14 protein-coding genes are annotated in these 17,689 nt (G+C 72.8%); 8 read left to right on the plus strand and 6 right to left on the minus strand.

Annotation, left to right across the window (positions count from 1 at the left end; translation table 11 throughout):
* Positions 1 to 103: 103 nt before the first annotated feature.
* The 4 genes from ACZ60B_RS32400 (at position 104) to ACZ60B_RS32415 (ending at position 4,801) form a co-directional block, all read left to right on the plus strand.
* A complete protein-coding gene (locus ACZ60B_RS32400; protein ID WP_469393409.1) occupies positions 104 to 910 on the plus strand; it encodes a 2-amino-3,7-dideoxy-D-threo-hept-6-ulosonate synthase in 807 nt (268 codons plus the stop codon).
* Complete coding sequence (locus ACZ60B_RS32405; protein ID WP_469393328.1) at positions 907 to 2,016, plus strand: 3-dehydroquinate synthase II family protein; 1,110 nt, start codon at positions 907 to 909, stop codon at positions 2,014 to 2,016. Before ACZ60B_RS32400 ends, ACZ60B_RS32405 begins: the two co-directional genes overlap by 4 nt.
* Before the next feature lie 66 nt (positions 2,017 to 2,082).
* Positions 2,083 to 3,468: a class I adenylate-forming enzyme family protein gene (locus tag ACZ60B_RS32410; protein ID WP_469393330.1), complete on the plus strand. Its 1,386-nt coding sequence runs from the start codon at positions 2,083 to 2,085 to the stop codon at positions 3,466 to 3,468.
* A 415-nt stretch (positions 3,469 to 3,883) separates the two neighbouring features.
* Positions 3,884 to 4,801: a bifunctional transcriptional activator/DNA repair enzyme AdaA gene (locus tag ACZ60B_RS32415; protein ID WP_469393332.1), complete on the plus strand. Its 918-nt coding sequence runs from the start codon at positions 3,884 to 3,886 to the stop codon at positions 4,799 to 4,801.
* Between the two features lie 128 nt (positions 4,802 to 4,929).
* Here the strand turns inward: ACZ60B_RS32415 and ACZ60B_RS32420 are convergent, their stop codons facing one another.
* Genes ACZ60B_RS32420 through ACZ60B_RS32430 form a run of 3 tightly spaced genes read right to left on the minus strand, consistent with a single transcriptional unit; the run spans position 4,930 to position 8,325 of the window.
* The gene (locus tag ACZ60B_RS32420; RefSeq protein WP_469393334.1) at positions 4,930 to 6,150 is read right to left on the minus strand and encodes an MFS transporter; all 1,221 of its coding nucleotides are present in this window, start codon (positions 6,148 to 6,150) and stop codon (positions 4,930 to 4,932) included.
* A gap of 1 nt (position 6,151) precedes the next feature.
* Positions 6,152 to 7,732 (minus strand): 4-hydroxyphenylacetate 3-hydroxylase family protein, encoded by a 1,581-nt coding sequence (locus ACZ60B_RS32425; protein WP_469393336.1) that lies wholly within the window; start codon positions 7,730 to 7,732, stop codon positions 6,152 to 6,154.
* A gap of 26 nt (positions 7,733 to 7,758) precedes the next feature.
* The gene (locus ACZ60B_RS32430) at positions 7,759 to 8,325 is read right to left on the minus strand and encodes a flavin reductase family protein (RefSeq protein ID WP_469393338.1); all 567 of its coding nucleotides are present in this window, start codon (positions 8,323 to 8,325) and stop codon (positions 7,759 to 7,761) included.
* 202 nt (positions 8,326 to 8,527) lie between these two features.
* Between ACZ60B_RS32430 and ACZ60B_RS32435 the strand changes: the two genes are divergently transcribed.
* Positions 8,528 to 9,190 (plus strand): class I SAM-dependent methyltransferase, encoded by a 663-nt coding sequence (locus ACZ60B_RS32435; protein WP_469393340.1) that lies wholly within the window; start codon positions 8,528 to 8,530, stop codon positions 9,188 to 9,190.
* Positions 9,191 to 9,251: 61 nt separating this feature from the next.
* On the opposite strand, the gene ACZ60B_RS32440 is transcribed toward ACZ60B_RS32435, so the two are convergent.
* Positions 9,252 to 10,925 carry an FAD-binding oxidoreductase gene (locus ACZ60B_RS32440; RefSeq protein WP_469393342.1) on the minus strand — a complete coding sequence of 558 codons (1,674 nt, stop codon included), beginning with the start codon at positions 10,923 to 10,925 and terminating at the stop codon, positions 9,252 to 9,254.
* A 223-nt stretch (positions 10,926 to 11,148) separates the two neighbouring features.
* On the opposite strand from ACZ60B_RS32440, the gene ACZ60B_RS32445 reads away from it, so the two are divergent.
* The 3 genes from ACZ60B_RS32445 to ACZ60B_RS32455 all read left to right on the plus strand — a co-directional run bounded on the left by ACZ60B_RS32445 (position 11,149) and on the right by ACZ60B_RS32455 (position 14,873).
* A complete protein-coding gene (locus tag ACZ60B_RS32445; protein ID WP_392621156.1) occupies positions 11,149 to 11,775 on the plus strand; it encodes a cupin domain-containing protein in 627 nt (208 codons plus the stop codon).
* Between the two features lie 131 nt (positions 11,776 to 11,906).
* Complete coding sequence (locus tag ACZ60B_RS32450) at positions 11,907 to 12,713, plus strand: SDR family NAD(P)-dependent oxidoreductase (protein WP_469393345.1); 807 nt, start codon at positions 11,907 to 11,909, stop codon at positions 12,711 to 12,713.
* A gap of 609 nt (positions 12,714 to 13,322) precedes the next feature.
* Positions 13,323 to 14,873 (plus strand): MFS transporter, encoded by a 1,551-nt coding sequence (locus ACZ60B_RS32455; RefSeq protein ID WP_469393347.1) that lies wholly within the window; start codon positions 13,323 to 13,325, stop codon positions 14,871 to 14,873.
* Here ACZ60B_RS32455 and ACZ60B_RS32460 read toward each other — a convergent pair.
* The gene (locus ACZ60B_RS32460; protein WP_469393349.1) at positions 14,775 to 15,647 is read right to left on the minus strand and encodes an AfsR/SARP family transcriptional regulator; all 873 of its coding nucleotides are present in this window, start codon (positions 15,645 to 15,647) and stop codon (positions 14,775 to 14,777) included. The two genes, ACZ60B_RS32455 and ACZ60B_RS32460, sit on opposite strands and share 99 nt — an antisense overlap.
* A gap of 139 nt (positions 15,648 to 15,786) precedes the next feature.
* Complete coding sequence (locus ACZ60B_RS32465; protein ID WP_469393351.1) at positions 15,787 to 17,496, minus strand: FAD-dependent monooxygenase; 1,710 nt, start codon at positions 17,494 to 17,496, stop codon at positions 15,787 to 15,789.
* Between the last annotated feature and the right edge of the window lie 193 nt (positions 17,497 to 17,689).

The raw sequence follows: 17,689 nt of genomic DNA on the forward strand, positions 1-17,689 counted from the left end.
GGCTCGATTCTTCAGAGGCCACTGCGACAGTTCAGCCCGGGACCCGCAGCGGAATCCCACCCGAGACCTGTGACCAGGAACGAGGAGGGGTGTCATGTCGAGCATGCCGCTCACCGGTAAATCGGTGCGCCTCGCGCGATTGTCCCGGCCGGGAGACGGCCGGTTCCTGTTCGTGCCGCTGGACCACTCCGTGTCCGACGGGCCGGTGGCGACCGCCGCCGGTTTCGGCGACCTGGTGCGCTCCATCGCGGACGGCGGCGCCGACGGTGTCGTCGTCCACAAGGGCAGGGCGCGCATGATCGCCCCGGCGCTGCTCACCCGGTGCTCCCTCGTGGTGCACCTGAGCGCGAGCACCGCGCACGGTCCGGACGTCAACGCCAAGGTGCTGGTGGGGGACGTGGAGGAGGCGGTGCGGCTGGGCGCGGACGCGGTCAGCGTGCACGTGAACATCGGCTCCGACACCGAGGCGGAGCAGCTCGCCGACCTCGGCGCCGTGGCGGCGGCCTGCGACCGGTTCGGCATGCCGCTCATGGCGATGATCTATCCGCGTGGTCCCCGTGTGACCGATCCGACCGACCCGTCGATCGTCGCCCATGTGGTGAACATCGCCGCGGATCTGGGCGTCGACATCGTCAAGACGGTGTTCGCCGCCCCGCCCGAGCGCATGGCGGAGGTGATCGCCTCCACGCCGCTGCCGGTGGTGGTGGCGGGCGGCGGCTCCACCGACCGCAACCTGTACGAGTTCGCGGTCACCGCCATGGACCTGGGTTGTGCCGGACTCGCCGTCGGACGACGGGTGTTCACCAGCCCGTCGCCCGAGAAGGCGGTCCGGGAACTGGCCTCAATCATTCACCGCCGCGAGCTCTCCTCCGGGCCCGCGCCGCAGACCGAGATGGCAGGTGTGTTGTGAAGTTTGCCTGGATCGACCTCCGGACCGTGCCGGCCGAACACCGTGAGGCGGTCGTCGACGCCGCGATCCACGCGCGGGTCGACGGGATCGTCGACAGCGACCCGGAGCGCCTCGCCCTGCTGCCCAACACCGTCAAGCGGATCCTCGCGCCGGGCGCGCGCGTCGGTGAGGAGGCACCGGAGGACCTGATCGTGCTGCGCGAGGTCGTCGACGTCGACAGCCTCGGCGCGCTGGAGGGCCTGCACCGCGGCGGCGACAAGGACACGGCCGCGTGGGTGAACGTCGTCGACGACCCCACCCTGAAGCTCGCCTGCGAGGCCGCCCGTGAACTGCCTTTCACCGTCGTGGAGTTCAAGGACCCGACGAAGATCCCGCTGGAGATCGTGATCGCCGCGGCGGACGCCTCGCCGGGGCAGTTGGTCTGTCAGGCCGCCGACATCGAGGAGGCGCAGATCATCGTCGACGTCCTGGAGAAGGGCTCCGAGGGCGTCCTGGTGGCTCCGCGCTCCGCCAACGACGTGTTCGCGCTGGTGGAGATGTTGCGGGTGAAGACCCCGGACCTGCAGCTCCAGACGCTCACGGTCGAGTCGATCGAGCACCTCGGTCTCGGCGACCGGGTCTGCATCGACACCTGCACGCACTTCGAGAAGGACGAGGGCATGCTGGTCGGCTCGTACGCGCACGGCTTCGTGCTGTGCGTGAGCGAGACGCACCCGCTGCCGTACATGCCGACGCGGCCGTTCCGCATCAACGCGGGCGCGCTGCACAGCTATGTGTTCGGGGCGGACAACCGCACCAACTACCTCAGCGAGCTCAAGGCCGGCAGCCCGGTGCTCGCCGTCGGCGCCGACGGCCGCACCCGCCGCATCGTGGTGGGCCGCATCAAGCTCGAGTCCCGCCCGCTGCTCGGTATCAAGGCCGTCTCCCCGGAGGGCGTCGAGGTCAGCCTGATCGTGCAGGACGACTGGCACGTGCGGGTGCTCGGTCCCGGTGCGGCGGTGCTGAACGTGACGGAGCTGAAGAAGGGCGACCAGCTGCTGGGTCATGTGGCGACCGACAAGCGCCATGTGGGCTGGCCGGTCGGCGAGTTCTGCGTCGAGAAGTAGGCGACAGGCGTCCGGGGCCGCCCTCGCCGCGGCCCCGGCGCCGAGGCGAGGGATCCGGTGGAGGCGATGACACAACGGCCTTGGTGGGGTGCCGATCTACTCGGCCGCCACGCCGACGACATGGTGTGGGCGCGGGCCGCGGACCGCGAGGTCACGTTCGGCAGACTGCGCCGCGAGGCAGCCTGGCTGGCCGATGTGCTGGAGCAGTACGGCATCCGGGCGCACAGCACGGTCGCCCTGTACGGCAACGCGAGTTTCACGCACCTGTGGACGCTGTTCGCGCTGTGGTCGCTCGGCGCCCAGGTGGTGCTGATGGAGGCACCGCCCGGACGGCGGTCACGGGAGGTCCCGTCCGTGCCGCGGCCGGTGCAGTTCTCGGTGTCCCTCGGCGAGAGCCGCGGTCGGCCCCATGACTTCGTCGACGAGTGCGAGGTCCTGGTGCGCCGCCGCGCCGGCGGAGCACCGAGGGTGAGCGGGCACTGCCTGGTGCAGTTCTCCTCGGGCACCACCGGGCGTCCCAAGGCGGTCGGCAGGAGTCCGCGGTCGCTGCTGACGGAGCTGGAGCGCCTCGCCGCCGTGGAGGATGTGGCGCGTCACGGCGAGCGGGTGGCCGTGCTGGAGCCGCTCACGCACTCCTTCGGACTGATCGGCGGGTTGCTGCACGCCCTCGCGGTGGGCGCGACCGTGGTGCTGCCGGTCGCCCGCACGGCGTCGGCCGCCGTGCGGGCGGCGGCCGACGCGCACGTGGTGCTGGGCAATCCGCACCATTTCCACGGCCTGGCGCGGGCCGAGCCGGGAGAGCTGGCGCACCTGCGGCTGGCCGTGTCGAGCGGTGACGCCCTGCCGCCCGAGATCCCCGCGGTGTTCCGCGGCCGCCACGGGGTGCGGGTCGGCCAGGCCTACGGCACGACCGAGACGGGCATCATCGCCGCCGACCTCATCGGCCGCTTCGGCCCGTCGGGCGTCGGCGTCCCGGTGCCCGGCGCGCGTACCCGGGTGGTGGGCGGCGTGCTGGAGGTGCACGTCCCCGAGTCTCCGTACCTGTACGACGACACGCCCTGGACGGGCGGCTGGATGTCCACCCGTGACCTGGTCACGCGTGATCCGCGTACCGGTGCGCTGCGGCTGCGCGGCCGGGTCCAGGGCGTCGGGGACGCCTCGGTCGACCTGCTGCGCATCGAGTCGGTGCTGCGGGCCCACCGGCACATCACGGACGCGGTGGTCCTCGGGGTCGGTCCGATCGAGGCGCACGTGGCGAGCAGCGCGGAGCTGGACGGCGACGAACTGCGGTCCTGGTGCCGCCGGTTCCTCGGCGGGGCGCCCGCGCCGGACCGCTACCACCTGCTGCGCGAGCTGCCGCGTACCGCCGGCGGCAAGGCGGTGCGGGACCGTGGCGTCCTGCGCCGTCACCGGACGCATCCGCCCGGGGCGTGCCGCTGCATCAGCTGGTGACCGGCGGGCCGGCCGAGAACCGCGGCCGGCCCTCCGAAGACCCGCGCGGGCCGCTCGCCGCCCACCGACCCGGCGGGAGACGCGGTGGTGGGAGGCACGGTGGCGGACGACCTGCCCGGCGCTCGGGGGGCGCCATGGCGGGCGCACCCGGGCGGAGTCCCGTGCGCGGGCGGCGCCGAGGCCTTCGTGCCTGGGCCTTCCTGGGCCGGCCGACGGTCGCCCGGTCCGTTGCCCGGGTCCCTCCCGGGTCCTCCCATGTCCCGCCCGGACCCCGCGCGGAGACCCCGCGCGGCGGGCGCCACGCGATCACCGCCGGCCGCCGGCCCCGTCCTGCCGGCCCTTCCCCTCGACCGGCGGCACCACCCGCCGGAATCCCATGACGAACGACCTCCCAGACGAGTGGAAGGCACGGAGCATGACGGTGACGACGACCGCCGCAACGCTGTACACCGGTGACGAGGCACGCTGGCGGGCCGTGCGCGAGCGCGACGCCCGCGCGGACGGCCACTTCTACTACGTGGTGGTCACCACCGGCGTGTACAGCCGCCCCTCGTGCACGGTGAAGCTGGCCCGGCGCGAGAACGTCCGGTTCTTCCGGGCCCCCGAGGACGCCCGGGCCGAGGGATACCGCCCGTGCCGCCGCTGTTGTCCCGACGACTCCCACCGGCACGCCGCGGCGGCCGAGGCGGTCGCCCGGGCCTGCCGGATCATCGACGAGGCTCCGCTGCCGCCGAGTCTGGACGAGCTGGCCCGGGAGGTCGGCTACAGCCGCTTCCACTTCCACCGTCTGTTCAAGTCGTTCACCGGCATCACCCCGCACGCCTACCTGGCCGCGGCCCGTGCCCGCCGGGTGCGCGAGGCGCTGCCGCTGTCCGGGACCGTCGCCGACGCCATGTACAGCTCGGGGTTCAACTCCGGCGGTCACTTCTACGCGGCGGCGACGGAGATCCTCGGCATGACGCCGAAGACGTACCGCGCGGGCGGCGACGGCACGGACATCCGGTACACGGTGTCGGGCTCGTCGCTGGGGCCGGTGCTCGTCGCGGCGACGGACAAGGGCGTGTGCGGGGTGCTGACGGGGGACGATGTCACGACTCTGCTGCACCGGCTGCGCACGATGTTCCGGCACGCCCGGCTCGTGCGCGCGGACGACGACTTCGCCGCCGCCGTCGCCGCGGCCGTGCGCGAGGCGGAACCCCCGCAGCTCGCCCGGGAACTGCCCCTGCGCATCAGGCGCTCGGCCCTCACCGTGCGGGTACGGCGGGCGGTGCCTGCGGCGCTCGCCGTACCCGCACGGCGTACCGTGCCGACGGCCCCCGTCCCGGGCGGGTAGCCCGGCAGGGACACCATCGCCGGCCGACGTGCTCATGGGCGCGGGCCCGGTCCCGCTCCAGCGCGCCGCCGAAGGGCAGGCAGCCCGGGCCGGACGCACGCGCGGACGCGTCCGGCCCGGGAGCGCGCTCAGCCCTGCGGGCGGGACTCCGCCACGGCGACGGCGGGCCGCCGTACGGCCGTAGGGCGCAGCCGCCCCGACGCCCAGGTGGCCGGCAGTGCCGCCGCGCACACCAGCAGACCGGTGAGCACCGCGTCCGCCGCACCGCCGTGCGAGACGGCCGCGCCGCCGGCCACCGCCCCGACCGCGATGCCCGCGTTGACCGCGGACGCCGGCAGCGTCGCCGCCAGGTCGCGTCCGGGGCCGGCCAGCAGCCCGACCCGGTACTGGAGCGAGGGGACCAGGCCGAACCCGACCACGCCCCACAGCACGAGGGCGCACGCCACCAGGACCCGGGAAGCGCCGGCGGTGTGCAGGACCGCCAGTGCCGCGACCAGGACGAGGTTCGCCGCGACGAGCGTGCGCGCGGCGTCCCGGTCCGCGGCCCACCCGCCCACGAACGTGCCGACGGCGGTCGCGGCCCCGTAGGCGAAGAGGAAGACGGTCAGCCAGGTGCCGGACACCCCGGTGACGTCCTCCAGGAACGGCGTGATGTAGGTGAACGCCGCGAACTGGCCTCCCAGCAGCAGGAATCCGACGCCGAGCACGGCCAGGACGCGGGGCGCCAGCGCATGCCGGGACTGCGCCCACAGGCCGCCCGCGCCCGAGCCGTCGACGGGCGGGACGCACACCGCGGTCGCCAGCAGTGCCAGCGTGCCGAGGACCACGACGGCCGTGAACGCCGCACGCCAGCCCAGGTGTTGTGCCGCCAGGGTGCCCAGCGGAACGCCGAGCGCGGTGGAGACGGCGATGCCGCCGAAGACCACGGAGATCGCTCGTCCGGTCCGCTCGGGCGGCACCAGGGCGGCCGCCACCGTGAACGCCGTCCCGAGGAACAGGCCCTGCAACGCCCCGGTGACGGCCCGGGCCGCGAGCAGCGTGCCGAAGCCCGGGGCCAGGGCGGCCAGCAGGTTGCCGGCGACGTAGCCGGCCAGGGACGTCCGCACCAGGGTGCGGCGCCGGACGCGGATGGTGAGCGCCGTCAGCAGCGGACCGCCCGCGCAGATGCCCAGCGCGTACGCGGTGACCAGGGTGCCGGCCGTGTCCACGGACACGGCGAGGTCCCCGGCGACGAGCCCGAGCAGCCCGACGACGACGAGTTCCGCGCTGCCCATGACGAAGGCCGCCAGGAAGAGTGCGGCGAGCGCCGGGCCCGGTCGCCGCCGCACCACGGGGAGGACGGAGGTCATGTCAGTGCCAGAAGTTCTTCCTGGCGCCGCGCAGGCCCTGGAACGAGTCGAGGTCGGGGACCGTCCACCCGTCGAGGTCGTACTCCTGGAGGCACTGCTCGGCGAATCCCTTGTACGCGTCCAGCTGGCCGGTCTCCAGCTGGGTCATGAAGATGTCGCTGCGCACCGACTCGTGGTTGCCGGAGTAGTTGCGCTCGTACAGCTCGTGCCGGCCGCCGAACTCGGTGCCGACCGCGTCCCACAGCAGCTTCATCAGCTTGACGCGGCTGACGGCGTCGTAGCCGTTGGAGCCGCGTACGTACTTGTCGAGATAGGGGCGCACGTCGGGGTTCTTGAAGTCCTCGGCGCTGGAGTTCACGTAGATGAGGCCGCTGGCGACGTCCTGCTCGATGATCTCCTTGATGCGCGGGTAGCCGATGGTCATGAACCAGCGGTAGGCCATGCCGTACTCCAGGCGCGGCAGCAGCGCCCCGTCCTTCCACTCCTCGGGGTTGCGGGCGGCGGCGTCGGTCAGGGCCCAGAACATGTTGCGCCAGGCGAGCACCTCGCCGACCCGGGCCTGGATGCCGCGGAAGTCCTTGGTGCCGGTCATCTCGACGGCCTTGGCGAGCAGCCCGGCGATGAAGTCGATCTTCACGGCGAGGCGGATGCAGCCGTGGAAGGTCAGGCGCGGGATGAAGCCGGACTTCGGGGCGAACCCGTTGACCTGGTCGACGTCGCCGTAGAGGAAGACGTTCTCCCAGGGGATGAGGACCTTGTCGAGGACGAAGATGGTGTCGTTCTCGTCCAGGCGGGAGGAGAGCGGGTAGTCGAAGGGGCTGCCCATGACCGCGGCCGTCGCCGCGTAGGAGGGACGGCAGATCAGCTTCAGGCCGGGCGCGCCCATCGGGATGGTCGCGACGAGCGCGAACTCCTTCTGCTTGAGCGGCAGTCCGTAGTGCGAGATGAAGTTGTAGTGCGTGATGGCCGAGCCGGTGGCCACCACCTTGGCCCCGCTGACCACGAGGCCGGCGTCGGTCTCCTTCTCCACGTGCACGAAGACGTCCTTGACCTCTTCGGACGGGCGGTGCCGGTCGACCGGCGGGTGGATGATCGCGTGGTTCCAGAACAGCACCTTCTCCTGGGACTCGCGGTACCAGCGCCGCGCGTTGTCCTGGAACGGCGCGTAGTAGTCGGAGTTGGCGCCGAGCGTGCCGAGGAAGGCCGCCTTGTAGTCGGGGCTGCGGCCCATCCATCCGTAGGTGAGGCGGGCCCACTCGGCGATCGCCTCGCGGTCCTCGACGACGTCCTGGACGCTGCGCGGGGTGCGGAAGAACTTGTGCGTGTATCCGTCGCTCCCGGTGTCGGTGGGCGCGGTCAGCACGTCACGGCGGTCCGGATCGTGCAGGGCGTCGTACAGACGGGCCGTCATCCGGGCCGGGTTGGCGAACGCCGGGTGCTTGGTGACGTCGTCGACGCGTTCGCCGTAGATGTAGATCTCGCGGTCGTCGCGCAGGCTCTCCAGGTACTCGTCGCCGGTCAGGGGGCGGGTGGCGCGGGGAGCCGGTGCGGCGGCGGAGGTCTCGCCCTGCTGCAACGTCATGGTGTGTCCTTGTCCGGTCGTGGCGGTCAGTGACCCAGCGGGATGTGGAGCGCCCCGGTTGCCGAGGACCACACGCCGTCCGCCGGTCCGTCGAGGGTGCCCGCCCACGCGTGGTGGCCGGGCGCGGTGTCCAGGTGGCGGAAGGTCCCGCCGTGGAAGACCAGCGGCTCCGCGTCCCGGACGGTGAAGTCCCGCACCTGCCCGACGTGCAGCACGTGGTCGCCTCCGTCGTGCGCGGCCCAGGGCACGCAGTCGAGGTGGGCGGCGCAGCCGGCCAGGCGCGGCCCCGCCGCGTCGGGGTCCCAGGACACGGGAGTGCCCGCGGGCAGTGGCCGGCCCGCGAAGTGCAGGGCCAGGTCCTTCTGGTGCGCGGCGAGGATGTTCACGCCGAACGACGACGCGCCCGTGAGCAGGTCGCACATCCGGCTGCGCCGGTCCAGGGACACCATCACCAGCGGCGGGTCGAGGGAGACGGAGGTGAACGAGCCCACCGTGGCGCCGTGCACGCCGCCGGCGTGTTCGACGGTGACCACCGTGACACCCGTGGCGAACCGGCCGAGGCAGTCACGAAAACGGCGTTGGCTGTCGCCCATCGACACTCCTCGAAAAGAAAATGAGCTCTCGAATTCGGCGCTCTCCGACGGGCATTGTGCCGGTGGCCGCTGAAGGATCGATGGAAGGCATCGGCGGGCATTTCTGCGCAATATCCAGGAGGCCGGAAATGATTGACACCGGTGCGCGCGGACGCCTGTAATTCCTTCTCGGATTCGATTAACCGACACGAGGTGGCCAATCATGAGACTCCAGGTCGAGTTGACCGACGCACTCCAGGACTACGTCGCCGATGTCTCCCTGCGCGAGCCCGACCTGTTGCAGAAGCTGCGCGAGGAGACCTCGCAGCTTCCCCTGCACCTGATGCAGATCTCCCCGGAGCAGGGCCAGTTCCTGCGGACCCTGCTGAAGGCGACCGGGGCCCGGCGGGCCCTGGAGGTCGGCGTGTTCACCGGCTACAGCCTGCTGTCGACGGCGCTCGCGCTGCCCGCCGACGGCCGGGTGGTGGGGCTGGACATCAACGAGGAGTGGGGCGCCATGGCGCTCGACCACTGCAGGCGGGCCGGCGTCGCGGACAAGGTCGACCTGCGCATCGGCGACGCCCGGGCCTCCCTGGAGCGGCTGGTGAAGGAGGAGAACGCGGCCGGCACGTTCGACTTCGTGTTCATCGACGCGGACAAGGAGAACTACACGACGTACTACGAGTACGCGCTCGAACTGCTGCGTCCGGGCGGCCTCGTGGTCGTGGACAACGTGCTGTGGCACGGCGCCCTGCTCGACGAGTCCGCCCAGGACTCCGAGACGCAGGCGCTGCGCGACTTCAACCCCCGGCTGCACCACGACGAGCGGGTGGAGCTGAGCGTGATCCCCTACGCGGACGGGCTGACGTTCGCCGTCAAGCGCTGAGTCCTGCGCCTACGCGTGCGAAGGCCGCCCCGGGAGTGCCGGGGCGGCCTTCACGCATGGTTCAGGGCAGGCGGACGGACTGGGCGTGGCGGAAGAAGTTCGTCGGGTCGTACGTCTTCTTCACCTGTTGCAGCCGCGGGTAGTTGCCCTTGTAGTAGAGCCCGTGCCACGGCGTCGACGACGTGTTGTACTGCGGGTCGTTGAGGTCGTTGTCCGGATAGTTGACGTAGCAGCCGTCGGTGACGCCGTTGGGCACGGGCACACCGCCGGTGTCGGCGTAGACCTCCGCGTAGCACTGCCGGTTCCAGGCGAGGTAGGCGGCGTCCTCGGCCGGGTCGTTCCACAGGGACATCCACATCAGCTTGAAGAACGACTCGCGGTGCGGATAGCCGGTGGCCGACGGCGCGACCCGGTTGACCTCGCCGCCGTAGGAGCTGAGGGTGATGGAGGCACCGGGCAGGGTGACGTCCGTGCGCGTCAGGTGCTTGTACAGCGCCGCGAGCTGGCGGTCGGGGAATGCCGCGCGCATGTACGCGGACTTGTACTCCTGCCGGTAGGTCGGGTCGGTGAGGTTGCTGTTGGTGGTGCCGAGGTAGCGGGTGGCCTCCAGCCACGGCAGCTTGCGGGGCTCGGCGTAGGCGGCCATCGGGCCGAACTCGGCGAACTGGCGGGTGACGGCCCCCGTCGGCACGTCGACGCCGTCGCCGATCGCGGCGAGGTAACCGTCGAGCAGCCGGCGGGCGTTGGGGGCGGTGGCGTCGACCTGGGTGACCATGGCGATCTGCCCGGCCGACCTGTGGGTCAGCACGAGGAAGCTGGCCAGGGCCAGTTCGGGGGCGCCCGGGGCGCTGTGCGCGGCGAACCAGCGCGCGTAGTTCTGGGCCAGCCGGGAGAACTTCGCCTGCGTCATGCTCTCCCACGGCCAGGACTGCGCCAGCAGGTAGACCTCGCGGGGCGGCTTGGGCAGGAGCTTCCTCGGGTCGGTGCCGGTGGCTCCGGGCGTGCGGAACCAGTAGCGCGTGACGACGCCGAAGTTGCCGCCGCCACCGCCCGCGTGGGCCCACCACAGCTCGCGGTCGGGGTCGTCCGCGCTGCTGGTCGCCACGACGGTGCGCACCTTGCCGTCGGCGCCGACCACGACCACCTCGACCGCTGCCAGGTAGTCGATGACCAGGCCGAGCTGACGGCACAGCAGGCCCCAGCCGCCGCCGCTGACATGACCGCCGGCCGCGACCGAGTAGCAGATGCCGCCCGGCACGGTGACGCCGTACAGCTGGTAGAGCAGGGTGTAGACGTCCAGGAGCCGGGCGCCCGTCTCGACCGCGAACGCGCGCCGCCCGGCGTCGTAGTACACCTTGTCGAGCCGTGACAGATCGAGCACCACCTGGACCTCGGGATTGAAGACGAAGTCCTCCAGGCAGTGGCCGCCGGAGCGCACGGTCAGCCGCTTGCCGGCGGTGACGGCGGCCTGCACCACGCCCGCCACCTGGGAGACGTCTCCCACCACCTGGACGGCCTCGGGGTTGCCGACGTAACGGTTGTTCATGCCGTGCACGAACTCGCCGTACTGGGCGTCCGACGGCGTCACCGTCACCAGGCCGGACGTGCCGGTCGCGCCGTCCTGCACCGCTGCCGCCGCCTGCCCGGCGAGGACTCCGCCCACGGCGGCCGTACCACCCAGCGCCGCTGCGGTCGTGAAGAACCGCCTGCGGCCTATCCCACTGTTCTCGCGCACCCTACGTCTCCCGTTCTCGCCATTTTCGGCGCACCGCTTCGCGCTCTCTCCTGGGCCGCGACAGTACGAATCAGCCATCGTGGAAAACACTCCGGATCTTGCGGTCGAATCCTTGAACGGCGGATTCCGGGATACGACCGCAAGATGGGGAGTGTCGGACGGCCCACCGATCGCCACCATCGGAGTCCAGGCTGAATTCGCCATGGTGGAAGGAGGCGGGCCGGTGACGGTCGGTGTCGGTGAGGTGTACGAGAACCCGCGGTGCAGGGAGCGGGTCGTGATCAGAACACCGTCCTCGCACACGGGCGGGGCGCGCACCGTGATGGACGTGTACTCCGAGCCCGGCGGCGCGGTGTCGGGCGAGCATCTGCACCCGGTGAGCGAGGAACGCTTCACGCTGGTGCGGGGCAAGGTCGCCTTCCTGATCGGTGGCCGCCAGGTGACCCTGGACGAGCCCGGGCAGAGCGTGCTCATCCAGCCCGGCATCAGGCACCGCTGGTGGAACTGCAGCGGCGAACAGGCCTTCCACATCTGCGAGGTGCGCAAGAACAGCGACCGTTTCGAGCAGCTGGTGCTGCGCCAGCTGTTCGGGCTCGCGCAGGACGGCAGGACCACGCCCGAGGGCATGCCCCGGCTGCTGCAACAGGCGGTGACCACGCTGGAGTTCGGTGACGTGGTGCGGTTCACCTCGCCCCCGTGGGCGCTCCAGCGCGCCCTGTTCACCGTGCTCGCCCCGGTCGCCAGGCTGCTGGGGCACAAGGGCTGCGACCCCCGGTACATGGACCGCAAGCCGTCCGAGATCGCGGAGCTGGAGGACCTCCCGGAGGAGGTCATGCGCTGGCACCGCTGACCCACGCGGGGCCGGTGGCCTCCGCGCTGCAACACCTTCGGGCACAGCGGTGTTTCCCATGACGAGAGCACATCGCACCGCGCTCCTCCCCCTCCTGCGGGCGGGGGGCCGACCATCGAGAAGGAACCTTCATGGATCTGCAGCTTTCCGGCCGGGTCGCCGTCGTGACCGGCGCCTCCAAGGGCATCGGACTGGCCGTCGTCAGCACGCTCCTCGAAGAGGGCGCCAAGGTCGTGGCCACGTCGCGCAAGAGCACCCCGGAACTGGATGCGCTGGCCGGCCCGAACCTCGTGCACGTCCCGGCCGACTTCATGGACGAGGACGCGCCGGCGCAGGTCGTCGCCCGCGCCGTGGAGCAGTTCGGCGGGCTCGACATCCTGGTGAACAACGCCGGTGGCCCGCCGCCCGGTGTGACCCTGCCGCGCGGCTCGTTCCTGCACGCCTCCGACGAGGAGTGGCGTGCCATGTTCGAGTTCAACCTGTTCTCGGCCGTGCGCGCCATCCGTGCCGCCATCCCGCACCTGCTGGAGCGCGGCGGCGGCGCGATCGTGAACATCTCCTCCGGCAACGCCCGGCAGCCCTCGCCGATCAACGTCGACTACGGCGCCGCGAAGGCCGCCCTGAGCAACGTCACCAAGGTGCTCTCGGGCGAGTTCGGCCCCCAGGGCATCCGTGTCAACACGGTCTCCCCCGGTGTGGTGCGCACGCCGTGGTGGACGGACGAGGGTGGCGTCGCCGACATGATCGCCTCGCAGGCCGGCACCGACCGGGACAGCGTCATCAACAGTGTCGTCCCGGAGATGCTGAACCTGGCCACGGGCCGCTTCGTCGAGCCGCAGGAGGTGGCCGACGCCGTGGTGCTGCTGGCGTCGCCGCGCTCCGGCAGCACCACGGGTGCCGAGTTCGTGGTGGACGGCGGGCTCCTCAAGGAGCTCTGAGCACCACCGTGCGGGAGGGCCGTCGAGACCCGGCCCCTCCGTACGTGCCCGGCCGCCGCACGGCGGCCGGGCGTCCCACGTAGCACGACCCGCCGACGGCGTGCGGTGACCGGTTCCGCCCGGGCTGCCGCCGTCGCCGGCGGCATTCTCGACGGCTGTCGCCGCCTCGGGTGACCCGCCCGGGTTCCGGCTCTTCCCGGACCCCGTTCCCTCTCTTCCCGGACCCCGGTTCCGTCTCCGCCCGGACCCCGTTCGTGAACGGCACCATCGTCCTGCCGCGGATCTCCGCACCGCCCCGCCGTCGTGGGCACCTATGCCGCGGGCCCCGCCCGCCCCCTTCCTGCCCTGCCTCCGCCGTGCCGTCGCGCGGCCCCAGGGCCACTCGTCCGGATCGCCGGGCTCGCCCGCCCCGGCACGCCCGCCGCGTCGCCGTCGGCCGCCGCACCGCGCAGGCCCTTGCCCGTACCCCGCGCCGTCTCGCACCGGGACCCGTCTCCCGATCCGCGCCGATCCACGCCGATCCGAACGGCAGGCCGCGGGCGGTCCCTTCCCGACCTCCCCGCCGCGGGGCCCGGGCGGTGGCGCCTGAGCCGACTCCCGGGAGCCGTCATGGCCTTCTCCGCCCCTGCCCGCCCGCGAGACGGCGCTGCGCCCCCGCCGGCCCGCCGGCTGCTCGCCCTGGCCGTCCTCGCACCGCTGCTCGCCAACGCCGACGCGGGCATCGTGACGCTCGCCCTCGGCGACATCCGGCGCGACCTGTCGATGTCCCTCGACACCGTGCAGTGGGTGACCAACATCTACGTGCTGCTGGTGGGCGGGCTCCAGCTGCTGGGTGGCCGGCTGGCGGACCTGGCCGGGGCCCGGCGTCTCTTCCTGCACGGCATGGGCGCCTTCGCCGTGGCGTCGGCCCTGTGCGGCGCCGCACCCAGCGGCCCGCTCCTCGTCACCGCGCGCGCCGGGCAGGCGCTGGCGGCCGCCGTGCTCGTGCCCGCCGCGATGTCGCTGCTGGTGACTGCGGCCGCACCGCGGCAGCGGGCCCGGGCCCTGGCGCTGTGGGCGGGCGCCGGCGGCGTCGGCTCGGTGGCCGGTGTGCTGTGCGGCGGCCTCGTGGTCGGCGGTCTCGACTGGCGCTGGGCGTTCTGGCTGAACGTCCCCGTGATCGCCGTCGCGCTGGCGGTGTCCCGCCGCACCCCGCTGCCCGATCCGCCCCGCACCCGCGGTGTCCGCCTCGACCTGGCCGGGGCGGCCGCGCTGACCGGCGCCCTGCTCGCGGCCGTCCACGCCCTGGTGCGGCTGGCCGCTCACGGCCCCGACCGGTACACGGCGTACACCGCGCTCGGCTCGGCCGCGCTGGCCGCCGTCTTCGCGCACCGGCAACGCCGATGTCCCCACCCGCTGCTGCCCGCGTCCCTGCTCCGGGACCGGAACCTGGTGTGCGGCGCGTCCGGCATCCTGCTCGTGTCGACGGCCACCGCGCCCATCGCCTTCCTCGGCGGCATGCGGCTGCGCGACACCTACGGGTTCGGTGCGCCGGCCGCGGGAATCGCCCTGCTGCCGCTGGTCGGGGGCATCTTCGTCGTCGGCCGGGTCTGCGGCGCGCTGCTCGCCCGGCACGGTGCCCGCCTGCCGTGCGCGCTCGGCTGTCTGCTCCTGGGGGCCGGTCTGTGCACGCTGGCCGTCCGCGCGTCCGCCCCGGGATACGTCTCGGGCATGCTGCCGGGGCTGGTCCTGGCAGGCGCGGGGCTCCCGTTGATCTGGATGTCGTGCGAGGTCGTGGCGCTGGCCCGGTTCCGGGCCGACGGCGCCGGGCTGGCGGCGGGCCTGGTGCAGTGCGCGGGGCAGTTCGGGACCGCGCTGGGTACGGTGCTCGCGGTCGCGGTCTGCGGCCGTGGCGCCGGGGTGGCGGCCGGGGCGGGGCAGGCGTTCGGGGCGGCGGCCCTGCTGATGGGGCCGGCGCTGGTGGGCGCCCTCGTCTGGCTGCCCGGCCGCCGCCCGCACGCCCCGGTCGGTCTCGCGCCGGCCGCTCTCGCCCCGGCCGCTCCCGCCCCGGCCGCGCGGACGTCAGATCCTGACCAGCCCGTCGTCGTGGACCGGGTCGCGCGGGGCGGAACCGGTGCGCTCGGCCAGCAGGTTGAGCGACTGCCGGCAGCGCGTGCTTGAGGGCGGCTCCAGCCGGGGGTGCCCGGAGAGCATGTGGGTGTGCAGGCGTTGCAGCCGCGCCGACGGCTTGGTGCCGAGTTCCTCCCGCAGCCTGGCCCGCAGCCGGTGGTAGGCCAGCAGCGCGTCGGCCTGCCGGCCCGACCGGTACAGGGCGAGCATGAGGTGTGCGACGAGGTCCTCGTGCGTGCCGTACTGGTGCACCAGCGCGGTGAGTTCGCCGAGGATCTCGTGGTGGCGCCCGAGACACAGCTCGGCGCCCAGCCGCTGGGGAACCGCGTCGAGCCGGTCGCGCTCGACGACCTCGATGGCGGCCCTGAGCAGCGGACCGGTGGGCACGTCGACGAGCATCGGCCCCGTCCACATCGTCTCGGCGGCACGCAACTGCCGGGCGGCCTCCGCGTACTCGCCCGTCTCCAGCGTGGCGCGCGCGGTCCGCACCTGCTGCTCGTAGCGGTCCAGGTCCAGTTCCCCTGCGGTCAGCTTCAGCACGTACCCCTGGTCGCGGGTCTGCAGCCGGCCGGGGCTGCGGTCCGGGCCGCGCCGGGCTCCGTCCAGGGAGCGGCGCAACTGCATGACGTACGTGTGCACCGCCGCGACCGCGCTCGACGGCGGCCGGTACTCCCAGATCTCCTCGACTATCTGCGCCACCGACACGACGTGGTTGGCGTTGAGCGCGAGGAGCGACAGCAGTTGCCGTTGTTTCGGTGCGGTCGGGGTTCTGTGGCGGCCCTCGTCGTCGCACACGCTCAGAGGGCCGAGAACGCGAAACTCCATGTGACTCCCCCATCGTCGCCCGACCGGACCAGCGAGTGGTCGTCCCTCTGGTATACCCGGCCAAACGTCCCGATCCGCGCGGATTTTACCGTCGTTCAGGCTCTGCCGGTCCCGGCACGGGGACCTGGATCGCGCTCGGCTACCACCGCCCGTGGGCGACGGCCGGTGCCGGTCCCGCCGCGGTGTCCTGCGGTCCTCCGGTGACCAGCGTCAACAGCGCGCCGGGGTCGGCGGGTTCCCGGTCGGCCCGCCAGGCCACGTGCTGGTCGGGGCGGATCAGCGCCAGATCCCGCTCGTACAGCTCGCGCGCGAGCGGATCGTCGAGCGTCAGGGTGCGCAGCGGCACGCCCCGGGCCCGGGCCGCGGCCTCGATCCGTCCGGTTCGCGGTGGACGCGGGCCGAGCCGCAGCAGCGTGAACCCGGGGCCGAACCGGTCGAACAGCGAACTGCCGTCCGTGCGGAGGTCGTCGAGCCACAGATGGGGTGCGCGGCCGCCCGGTACGGCGGAGGGCGTGTACGCGCCGAAGGAGTCGGGCACCGGCCCGGACCCGTCCCCGGCGACGAGCGGGGAGCCGTCGTAGCGGGCGCCCAGCTGCACCCCGAGGGTGTCCAGGGTGCGCATCCCGTACTCGGCGAGTTCCGCTCCGGTCCTGGCCCGCGCCGCCTCGCCGGCGGCGGAGTCCGCCTCCAGCCAGGCGGGCCGGTCGACGGCGCCGAGTCCCTGCCCGAGGGTCCGGGCCGCCGAGGTGTTGCGCAGGGCGATGGGGCGGCGCTCGATGCCGTAGGTGTCCAGGAGATCCGGGCCGGCCCAGCCCCGTACGGCCGCCGCGAGTTTCCAGGCGAGGTTGGCGGCGTCGTCGACACCGGTGTTCATGCCGAAGCCGCCGTTGGGCGTGAACAGGTGCGCGGCGTCACCGGCGAGCCGGACACGGCCCCTGCCGAACGACTCGGCGACCAGCGCCGCGCCCGCGGTCCAGGGCCGTTGGCTGAGCACTTCGACCGGCAGGGGTTCCCCCGCCGCCCGCCGCACCAGCCGCACCAGGTCGGCGTCGGTCGCCGTGTCCGGGTCGACGGAGCTGGTGAGCAGGAAGAACTCGTCCACGCCGTTGAGCGCGATCAGGTTCAGCGCGAGGTCGGCGTTGACGACCCAGTTGCTCCAGGCGCCGCTGCCGCGCAGGAAGTCCCGGTACAGCGTGGGCACCCGCAGATGGGCGGCGGTGGAACGGCGCCCGAGGATGTCCTGGTCGAGGGTGCCCTCTCCCTCGTACCGGATGCCGAGGTGGCGCCGGACCAGGCCGTGGCCGCCGTCGCAGCCCGCGACGAACGCCGCCCGGAACGTGCGCCGGGCGCCGTCGCGTTCGGCCACGACGTCGACGTGCTCCGCGCTCTCGCGCAGGTCGGTGACCGTCCAGCCGTACCGCAGGGTGATGCGCGGCCTGGTACGGGCGTGGTCGAGCAGCAGCCGCTCGACGTACATCTGGTTCGCCCGGTGCATGGGTTCGGGGGACGGGTCCGTGCGGTCGGCCGTGGCCCGTCGGCGCAGCACCTCGCCGCTGCCCGGCCAGGGCAGGAGGGCGAGTTCGTGCGCGTTGTAGCGGGTGAAGAAGGAGATACCGGCCGAGTGACCGGCGGGAAGGCCGAGCCCGCGGATCCGCTCGGCCAGTCCCAGGGTGCGGTAGTGCTCCATGGTCCGCGCGTTGTGGGTGCTGCCGCGCGGCTGATCGGGCACGTCCTGCTGGGAGTCGAGGACGACGCAGGGGACTCCCTGCCGGTCCAGCAACAGCGCGAGCGTCAATCCGACGGGACCGCCACCGACCACGGCGACCGGGGTTGTCAGCGTGTCGTCCATCCGACGCCACCTCCAGCCTTCTCTCGATCGAACCGGTGCGATCGTTGCAACCCGCGCTGAAGAACGGAGCTAGTTCGGCCACTTGGACGGCCTTCGCTCGGCCCTTTAGCAGCCGGTTGGAGACTCCGCAACGAACCTTTCCCGAACCGCTGGGGTATCACGGGCCGCGATGTCTCACCGGTGACCGAAGAAT

The sequence above is a fragment of the Streptomyces sp. NPDC104096 genome (assembly GCF_055584385.1).

Bases quoted from the DNA above. Each gene is read 5' to 3' on its own strand.
- ACZ60B_RS32400 (WP_469393409.1), top strand. From the start codon at position 104: ATGCCGCTCACCGGTAAATCGGTGCGCCTCGCGCGATTGTCCCGGCCG.
- ACZ60B_RS32410 (WP_469393330.1), top strand. From the start codon at position 2,083: ATGACACAACGGCCTTGGTGGGGTGCCGATCTACTCGGCCGCCACGCC.
- ACZ60B_RS32415 (WP_469393332.1), top strand. From the start codon at position 3,884: ATGACGGTGACGACGACCGCCGCAACGCTGTACACCGGTGACGAGGCA.
- ACZ60B_RS32420 (WP_469393334.1), bottom strand. From the start codon at position 6,150: ATGACCTCCGTCCTCCCCGTGGTGCGGCGGCGACCGGGCCCGGCGCTC.
- ACZ60B_RS32425 (WP_469393336.1), bottom strand. From the start codon at position 7,732: ATGACGTTGCAGCAGGGCGAGACCTCCGCCGCCGCACCGGCTCCCCGC.
- ACZ60B_RS32430 (WP_469393338.1), bottom strand. From the start codon at position 8,325: ATGGGCGACAGCCAACGCCGTTTTCGTGACTGCCTCGGCCGGTTCGCC.
- ACZ60B_RS32435 (WP_469393340.1), top strand. From the start codon at position 8,528: ATGAGACTCCAGGTCGAGTTGACCGACGCACTCCAGGACTACGTCGCC.
- ACZ60B_RS32450 (WP_469393345.1), top strand. From the start codon at position 11,907: ATGGATCTGCAGCTTTCCGGCCGGGTCGCCGTCGTGACCGGCGCCTCC.
- ACZ60B_RS32455 (WP_469393347.1), top strand. From the start codon at position 13,323: ATGGCCTTCTCCGCCCCTGCCCGCCCGCGAGACGGCGCTGCGCCCCCG.
- ACZ60B_RS32460 (WP_469393349.1), bottom strand. From the start codon at position 15,647: ATGGAGTTTCGCGTTCTCGGCCCTCTGAGCGTGTGCGACGACGAGGGC.
- ACZ60B_RS32465 (WP_469393351.1), bottom strand. From the start codon at position 17,496: ATGGACGACACGCTGACAACCCCGGTCGCCGTGGTCGGTGGCGGTCCC.